A 6,291-nucleotide genomic window follows, 5' to 3' on the forward strand; every position below is an offset into this window, starting at 1 on the left:
CTGCGTCGTCTCACGCAAAAGGAGACATAATTGCTCGCCAGCCTCTTAGTCAGATCGCAATGATATCCTCGCAAGTACGAGACCAGCGGCGCACAGTAGGATAACTTTCCAGCGAGAGGGGCGGCGCCTAAACAGAGGCAACAGCATAGCTTCCCAACGAACCGTCTGCTCAAAACTGCTTGGGGTAATTCAACGGCTATCTTCGAGGTTGCTGCCTAGTGTTTCAATCCCATTTGCTAGGGGGGCGCGTATCAGATACCATCTACCTACTCAACATTTAGTCATAATTGCGTAGACGTGGGTTACTCATCCGGGAGCGTCAGATGGCGATCATCCGTGGCACGTCCGAGAACGATAGTCTTTCTGGTCGGCCTGATAATGACCTCATCTTTGGCTTTGCAGGAGACGATACAATAGATGGTGGGAGCGGTGATGATCTGCTCGTTGGTGGTGATGATGACGACAATCTGATTGGCGGTGGCGGAGTCGATACGCTCGATGCAGGCGCTGGGGCGGACATCTTGACTGGGGAGAATGGTGACAACCTCGACGGGGGGCACGGCAATGACCTTTTAGTGGTTGGCGCTAGCGAGGACGCGCCTACACTCAGGGCCAGCGGCGGCGCCGGCGATGACACGTTCGTGTCGATCAATGCCGATCGTCTTCCTGCCGAGCTTGATTTGAATTTTGGCCTCAACCTAAGCGGAAACAGTGGGGATGACAAATTCGTCTTCACCTTTGGTCTTCTCCAAGCGAGCCTATTGGATGGGGGCTGCGGAAATGACAACTTCGCAATCCGTTATGTGCTTGGCGGAGTGCTCATCGGGGGGAGCGGACATGATCAGTTTAACATCCGCAATATGCGTGGAACTGTTCTAGCAGGCGATGGTAACGACGTCATCTCCATTGGCGCCAACCAAACTGGAGAAACTCTACTGATGGGGGATGATGGCAATGACATCATCTCGGCCCTAGCCGGCTCAGCTGTCATGGATGGAGGCGAAGGAGATGATCGAATAAGCGACGGTCTTGATCCTTTGGGTTCACCGAGCACACTTATTGGCGGATCAGGCAACGACACACTTATCAGTCAGGGGCAGGACATTCTTTTGGGTGGTGATGACTCAGACAACTTAGAGAGCGGCGCGTTTTCAAATACGCTAACGGGAGGTGCCGGAGCTGATCGTTTTTCCTATGGTAATCTCGTTAATCTAGATTCTATCGCCGCGGACACAATCACAGATTTCAACGTGAGTGCTGGTGATGCTTTGGACGTTTCCCGCCTCCTCGATCGCGTCGGCGCCCCAACCGATCCGTTTGCCGCCGGTTGGCTCACGTTGGATGTTAGCTCCGATAGTACGCTTGTTCTCTTTGATCGGGATGGCGGTGGGGACAATTTCCAAGTGATCTCTAAGCTTGAGGGTGCCATACTGACTGAAGCTGACATTGACGTTGAATGCACTCCTCTGCCAACTGGTCTCGGTCGGTACTATCTGGTCGACGCTGACACCAATCATACTTTAATGGAGCTCACGAGTGGAAGCGTTCTCAGTCCCGCACTCTTTGCAAGTCATAATCTCTCAATCTACGCTATCGTAGACACGTCCGCTCCGGCTGTGACGCTTACCGAGAGTATCCGATTGGACCTCAATAACGGCACTGTTACCAGAAGCGAAAATGTAGAGCCATTCAGCCTATTCGGTGATTTAGATGGTGACTTCCGGGGTGGTCTTCTACTCGAAGAGGGTCAACATAATATAAGGTTTGATTTCTACAGCACCGGCGACGCGCAGGGCGAGCTTCTTGGATCGGAGACCGTGAGATTCGCGGTGGGCTGGAATGCAGAACCGCTGTTTTTATAGGTAACAGGTGTTCACGCAGCAGCCCTAATACATTGCTCTCTCGGTAGTTTAAGATTGATTTCGATCAGCAAACGATTGGGAGGCGTATTCGTCCCAGTGCCCGAAAACCATCCAGACCTATGGATCGCGGATCTCTGGTGAATACGGAGATTCTCTTCGTCATGGCTCCATCCTGTCAGGTGTAGGTGCCTCCGGAAATTGCGGGGCGGTTCAGCTCAAGCGTCGGAGGCGTCTGGAGCGGACAGCGGCATTGGCGGTCCGATCGACAAACCTCACAGCATGCGTTGGGCTGCCTTCAAGCGCGAGATGGAACGGGTCGAGACCGCCCAGACCGTCTGCGATGTCGGTCTCCTTCGGTTCGTCTAGAGGCTTGCAATTCTAATGACGAGCATGAAAAGTCGTCACAGCCTCTTCCTTTCTCCCAATAGTGGGCATTCTGAGAGCACGGCACGTCATGCAGTCGGCCTTACGGAGCGTCGGACCTTCACAGCCCACCGGAGCCTTATCCCGGCGGTCCCATTACGTCCATAAACGGAAGCCGCAAGATAGTTCGTCCGGTCTCATCGGCGATCTCGATTGTCATGTACCTTCGGGCTTGAGGCCAAAAACGCGAGACGTCCCGAATCACCCGCTCAGCTTCAGTTTGGGCGGCCCGCAAATCGGGAAAGTCAGCGCCGTCCGGGTCTAGCTCAAGGTCATAACCGTTGTGAACGTGGAGGTAATAGCGGGACATGGCAGACCTCCGTAGATGCGTTTCCCCCACAAGACCAAGCTTCTGCTTCAAATGCGCTCATAGCAAGGTAGACGTCATATGAAGCTGGGTATGTCTACGTTCTCCGAGGTGTACCACAACCACACAATCTTAAAATGTAAGAATAAGCCTACCAAAGCTGAAGATAAGCCGCGTATTTCTTGTGCCGTCTGTCGTATGCCGGACAGACAGTGAAGCTATTTTCAACTACATAGAGCTACCAACTTGTTATTTTGCCCCTACGGGTTGGACCTTGGCGCCCTCTTTGGAAAAGGAGGGCGCTTCTCTTTTCGGGCGTGTCGGTCAAGTGCAGAAAATCGCCCTGGATAACAAGCTCCAAGCTCTGACAATGAACGCACACGAGAACATCAGCCATTCAGAGGCTACTGCAGGACGTTCATGAACACCCTCCAGGAGACCGCTTGATATGCGAGATCTCACCTGACCTTCAGTGATGCCCTAACGATCGTCCGGGCCAAGCTGTGGGTAGCTAGTTTTGAGACGTCCCGGCACGACTAGGATCAGGCGAAAATCCCGCGGGCTCTGCTCAACCGCCTCACAGACGCCGCATGCTTCCCCGCCTGAAAGGCCCAAACTCGAGCTAAGAAAATACTCGGATTATGGACGCGACGAGAACGACTTGTTACTCCTGTTGCGGATCGAATTTAGCGGTGTTAGCTCGAGGGCGCGATCCTAATGCAGGTGCGGACCCGCTAAATTAGCGCTTATCGATCCGCAGTTGTTGGCCCAATCTGTCATCCGAACTCACGAACCTGTGCTATCATTCCTCTTGGATCAAGCTTATCCCTATCTGCCAAGGCGGAGATGCCTCACTCATGGTCGGCGAAGCACGAGCCCGCAGAATTCTTTTTATCATTAACTCTCTCGAGGGCGGCGGGGCAGAGCGGGTGATGTGTCTTGTGGCAGCCGCAGTAGCCGAGGCAGAGAAACACTGGGGGGTCACCCTCGCCACCCTCGATCAGACACGCGACAGCTATGCGCTTTCAGAGCGTGTGACCCGTATTCGACTGAATGCAGGAGGAAGCCTGCTATGGAGTATGATCGCCCTTCGCAGGCTGCTTCGTCTGGAGCGTCCTGACATCATCGTTAGTTTTCTGACGCGGGCGAACTGCGCCGCAATTGCCTGCTCACGGTTCATAGGAATTCCATGCGTCATCAGTGAACGTGTCCACACCACAAGCCATCTCTCGTCCGACCAGGGCGGTCGACTGAAGAAAATCCTGATCAGGTGCCTTTACCCCTATGCAGATCGAATCGTCGCCGTCTCTCAAGGCATCAGGGACGACCTCGTCGAACACTATGGCGTGATCGCCACACAGGTAGTGACGATCCACAATCCTGTTGATGCGGAGAAGATCAGGCGCGCCGCTTCGACCGCTCCGTCGGTCGATCTTCCTCGTGACTTCATCGTGGCAGTAGGGCGCCTCGTGCCGAACAAGAACTTTTCCATGCTCCTGCGTTCGTACGCGGCTGCGAATATCAGCAGTTCGCTCGTCATCCTCGGAGAGGGAACCGAACGGTCAAAGCTTGAAGCCCTCGCCTCCGAGCTTGGAGTGTCTGACAAGGTTCATTTGCTGGGTTTCGCGACTAATCCCCATGCGATCCTCGCACGGGCCCGATTCTACGTGTCGCCGTCCAGCGCGGAAGGCTTTCCGAACGCGATGATCGAGGCCATGTGCATCGGACTACCAATTGTGTCGACGGATTGCGAAACCGGCCCATCCGAGATCCTTCACGGACGACCGGGAGCGCCAAAAGTCACGAAGTTGACCAGGGCTAAATTTGGCATTCTGGTTCCTCCTGGCGACGAACGCGCCATGGGCGCCGCGCTCCAGACAATGAGCGATCCGCGCAATCACAGGCAATTCGCCGCCCTAGCTCGGAAGCGTGCGCACGACTTCTCCCTTGACAAAAGCATAATGGAGTATCGAGCAGTGATAGATACAAGCCTGTCTAGATCTCACGCTTGGCAGACGGCCCGTTGAGACGATTTGACATTCCCGTGAACATTGAGCCAGACTCCAGGTGCGTCGTGTCTCATCGATGCAGCCGCGCCCTGGTTCCGATCAAGTGCCACAGCACGAGCGTCTGACGCCTACAAGCCGTCGGTTCACTCGCTTCTCATGGCGTGCATCTCGCCTTAGGTGGTCGGATGACCAAAAGAGCTTCAGCAGCGAGAGCCGTAGTCTTCATGGGGACGGCTCAAGTTTTCAGATTGGTAGTTACATTCATAACTGCCCCGATCCTCGGCAGGCTGCTGCACCCGGCTGACTTCGGCCTGATCGCGACGTCGGCACCGATCATCGGCTTTGTAACAATGATCCAAAATCTAGGACTGACCCAGGCGATCATTCAACGCCAGACTATCACGAAAGGACAAATCAATACGCTGTTCTGGCTGTCCTTGCTTCTCAGTCTCACGTTCGCTGCCGGTCTGATTGTTCTGGCGCCCATACTGGCGCGTTACTTTCAGGAACCGCGTTTGACGGAAGTTATCTGGGTCGGGGCGGTGCTCACTGTGGTTTCCGTCGTCGGTGAGCAGCCTATGGCGCTCCTGACCCGAGACCTTCGTTTCAGGTTTCTGGCCGTCCTTGATATTCTGGGCACCGTCGTTGGAGCAGTCTTGGGTGTTGCGATCGCCTGGTACACACGCAGCTACTGGGCTTTGTTGGTGCCGCTGGCGTGCTCGCGCTTCCTGAACTTGATTGTCTCGGCCCTTGTGGTCCGGTGGCTTCCGGGAAGACCGGTTTGGGACGAGGCTGCGCAGCAGATGATTGGCTTCGGCGCTGGCCTGTCAACGTTCAATGTCTTGAACTTCCTCGCGCGCAGCGCAGACAATTTGATGATTGCCAAAGCTCATGGTGCTATCGCGCTCGGCTTCTACGATCGGGCCTACAAACTCATGTTGCTGCCACTTACACAGGCGACCTGGCCGTTGAGCCGCATCATCGCCCCAATTCTTTCGCGGCTGCAAGACAAGCCGGAGGAGTATCGCATCACCTACATTAGTAGCGTGAGCCTCCTAATGCTTGCGGTGCAACCGGGTGTGTTGTGCGCGGTGATATATTCCGATGCAACCGTCGCCCTCCTGCTAGGGAGCCAGTGGGCGGAAGCAGCGCCCATATTCGCTTGGCTTGGGTTCGCAGGTCTGCACCAGACATTCACGTCGACGACAGGCTGGCTGTTCATAAGTCAGGGAAGGATGCGGGAATTCAGTATTGTTGGCCTTGTGAGTTCAACGTCGACGATAGGATCGTTTGCCGTCGGTCTCCCCTGGGGGCCTCTTGGTGTCGCCATTTCTTATGTCGTCAGCGATTATGCGCTGCGGCTTCCTTTCACCTGGTACATGACAGGTCGAGCAGGCTATGTCGGGATTGGTGACATCTACAGAATGGTATTCCCCCACGCCTGCGGTCTCGTGGTAAGCGCATCTGCGCTTGTTCTGATCAAGGTGTTCCTACATGCCTCTTCGCCTTTCGAGCTGGGCGGAGTTCTCATCTTCACTTACGCGATTAACTCTGCCGTCCTGATGCTGTTCAGGTCTAAGCGTCTCCTGATGATACAGGCGCTGAGTGTGGCGTGTCGAAGCATGATGCTCCGCCCGTTCTCGTAGAGGCTGGTGAGCAATTATGTCTCCTTTTGCGTGAGACGACGCAA

The 6,291-nt window shown here is 55.0% G+C and carries 4 protein-coding genes; 3 read left to right on the forward strand and 1 reads right to left on the reverse strand.

What is annotated here, in order from left to right; translation table 11 throughout:
- The first annotated feature begins 323 nt into the window (after positions 1 to 323).
- Positions 324 to 1,862 (forward strand): calcium-binding protein, encoded by a 1,539-nt coding sequence (locus tag JKL45_RS29035; RefSeq protein WP_201865242.1) that lies wholly within the window; start codon positions 324 to 326, stop codon positions 1,860 to 1,862.
- Between the two features lie 502 nt (positions 1,863 to 2,364).
- Here the strand turns inward: JKL45_RS29035 and JKL45_RS31020 are convergent.
- On the reverse strand, positions 2,365 to 2,595 hold the full coding sequence (locus JKL45_RS31020; RefSeq protein WP_376771095.1) for a DUF6894 family protein: 231 nt from the start codon (positions 2,593 to 2,595) through the stop codon (positions 2,365 to 2,367).
- A gap of 854 nt (positions 2,596 to 3,449) precedes the next feature.
- Between JKL45_RS31020 and JKL45_RS29040 the strand changes: the two genes are divergently transcribed.
- Both JKL45_RS29040 and JKL45_RS29045 read left to right on the forward strand, forming a co-directional pair.
- Positions 3,450 to 4,619 carry a glycosyltransferase gene (locus JKL45_RS29040; protein WP_201865243.1) on the forward strand — a complete coding sequence of 390 codons (1,170 nt, stop codon included), beginning with the start codon at positions 3,450 to 3,452 and terminating at the stop codon, positions 4,617 to 4,619.
- A 167-nt stretch (positions 4,620 to 4,786) separates the two neighbouring features.
- Positions 4,787 to 6,247 carry a lipopolysaccharide biosynthesis protein gene (locus tag JKL45_RS29045; protein ID WP_201865244.1) on the forward strand — a complete coding sequence of 487 codons (1,461 nt, stop codon included), beginning with the start codon at positions 4,787 to 4,789 and terminating at the stop codon, positions 6,245 to 6,247.
- The last annotated feature ends 44 nt before the right edge of the window (positions 6,248 to 6,291 follow it).

The sequence above is a fragment of the Microvirga soli genome, assembly GCF_016734765.1.
GTDB lineage: Bacteria > Pseudomonadota > Alphaproteobacteria > Rhizobiales > Beijerinckiaceae > Microvirga > Microvirga soli.

What these genes read in the sequence shown, in the direction of transcription:
- JKL45_RS31020 (WP_376771095.1), bottom strand. Translation starts at nt 2,595, where the DNA reads ATGTCCCGCTATTACCTCCACGTTCACAACGGTTATGACCTTGAGCTA.
- JKL45_RS29040 (WP_201865243.1), top strand. Translation starts at nt 3,450, where the DNA reads ATGGTCGGCGAAGCACGAGCCCGCAGAATTCTTTTTATCATTAACTCT.
- JKL45_RS29035 (WP_201865242.1), top strand. Translation starts at nt 324, where the DNA reads ATGGCGATCATCCGTGGCACGTCCGAGAACGATAGTCTTTCTGGTCGG.
- JKL45_RS29045 (WP_201865244.1), top strand. Translation starts at nt 4,787, where the DNA reads ATGACCAAAAGAGCTTCAGCAGCGAGAGCCGTAGTCTTCATGGGGACG.